Source organism: Mycobacterium sp. 1165178.9 (assembly GCF_001673555.1).
GTDB lineage: Bacteria > Actinomycetota > Actinomycetes > Mycobacteriales > Mycobacteriaceae > Mycobacterium.
On the sequence record NZ_LZMB01000436.1, the window covers coordinates 1 to 1,551 of the forward strand.

General features: G+C 69.3%; 1 protein-coding gene and 2 pseudogenes. 2 read left to right on the top strand and 1 reads right to left on the bottom strand.

Going from position 1 to position 1,551, the window contains the following annotated elements; all coding sequences use genetic code 11:
• Both A5652_RS27745 and A5652_RS27010 read left to right on the top strand, forming a co-directional pair.
• Nucleotides 1-393, top strand: a 393-nt coding sequence (locus A5652_RS27745; protein ID WP_197514014.1) for a hypothetical protein, incomplete at its 5' end; no start/stop codon positions are given.
• A gap of 132 nt (nt 394-525) precedes the next feature.
• Nucleotides 526-873, top strand: a pseudogene (locus A5652_RS27010) (hypothetical protein); the annotation flags it as partial.
• Here the strand turns inward: A5652_RS27010 and A5652_RS18985 are convergent.
• Nucleotides 873-1,551 (bottom strand): annotated as a pseudogene (locus A5652_RS18985) (hypothetical protein); the annotation flags it as partial. The pseudogenes A5652_RS27010 and A5652_RS18985 sit on opposite strands and share 1 nt — an antisense overlap.

A 1,551-nucleotide genomic window follows, 5' to 3' on the forward strand; every position in this document is an offset into this window, starting at 1 on the left:
CCGCCGCCCCCGGTGGTGGTCACCACCGCGCCGCCGGCGCCTGTCTACACCCCGAGGCATACGGCGCCGCCGACCACCGCGCCGCCGCAACCGACGGTCACCACGACGGTGCCGCCGCCACCGCCGGTCACCACCACACCGCCGCCGCCACCGGTGGAAACCACCACGCCACCGCCGCCGCCGACCACCACCACCACGACGGTGCCGATGACGACGGAGTGGATCCACGTTCCGCTGTTGCCGGTCCCGATTCCGGTGCAGGTTCCGCAGCAGCAGGCTCCCGCGACTCCGCAGTACCCGCAATATCCGCAGTACCCCCAGTACCCGCAGTACCCTCAGTACCCGCAGTACCCGGGGAACGCGCAGAATCCGTACCTCGGGCCGGGTTATTAGCGTTATTCCTGCGTAGGTGGACCGCCTGCGCGATTAGCTGCACGCGCGTAACGTTTATGTCACCAAGTTCGGGCGGGGTTCATCCCGCCATGCCCTCGCGGAGGGCGTTGAAAAGGACCTTGGAGGCGTTACGTGGACATCGTGCTTGGGGTGTCGATGGCTCCCAGGACAGTCCGCCTGGTAGCGATCGAAGGCCAAGATGCCGACGGCGTGACCGTCGAACAAGAAGAGTTCGAGGTTGGGGCCGTTGATAATTCGGCGGCTGGTGCTGTCGATCAGGTGATCGACGCGATCATCGGCAGCCGCGAAGGGGTGCTAGAGGGCGGTCACCAGCTGACCTCGACCGGGGTCACCTGGAGTGACCCCGCCGGCGTCGGCGCGCTGCGGGAGGCCATCGCCACCTACGAACTGGGCGGCGTGATGCTGGTCGCACCGTTGCTCGCGGCGGCCGCGCTGGCACAGACCGTGGGTTACGCGCTGGGCGGCGGGGGCGGCGGTACCGCGGTGGGCGGCGGCGCGGCAGGACGCGGCGCCACGGAGTTGGCCGGTGGCGCGGGCAGGGGCGCGACCGAGGGCGGTGCCGGGCGGTTTTCTATCCCGGTCAGCGTATAGGCCACGCCGCCGATCGCCGTCATGGCGACCACGGCCGACATGCCGATGATCATCTGGGAGAACCGAAGGCGCAGCCGGGGCCGGCGTTCCCGCGGCGGTTGAATGACGTTGAGCCGCATCGACCAGCCGGCCGGACCGTCTTCGTCGTAGGTCTCCCCACCGAACCGCATCCGTAGGTCGCCGGGGTATTCGGTTTGCGACCAAGCCAATTCGCGATCGGTAAGCGCCTCATCGTCGATCACCAGCACATCGCCGGCCCCCAGGTCGACGACGTCGCCGGCGGCGTCGGCCGAGGCGAGCAGACCTATCGATGTCCGCGTGCGCAGATCCAGCTCACCGCCGCGCGAAGCCAGGATCAGCGCCCCGCTCGCCGCAGCCAGCGCGGGCTGCGAGGGCGTCAGGATCGGCATGCGGGCGTGCATCGAAAGCCGTTCGGTGACAAGCGGAATGCGCGCGCCCCCACCGACCGTGACCACCGCGACAAGGTCCGTCCAGCTCGTGCGGTGGCGCACCAGCATGTCGTCGAAGGCGTAGATGAAGCCGGTC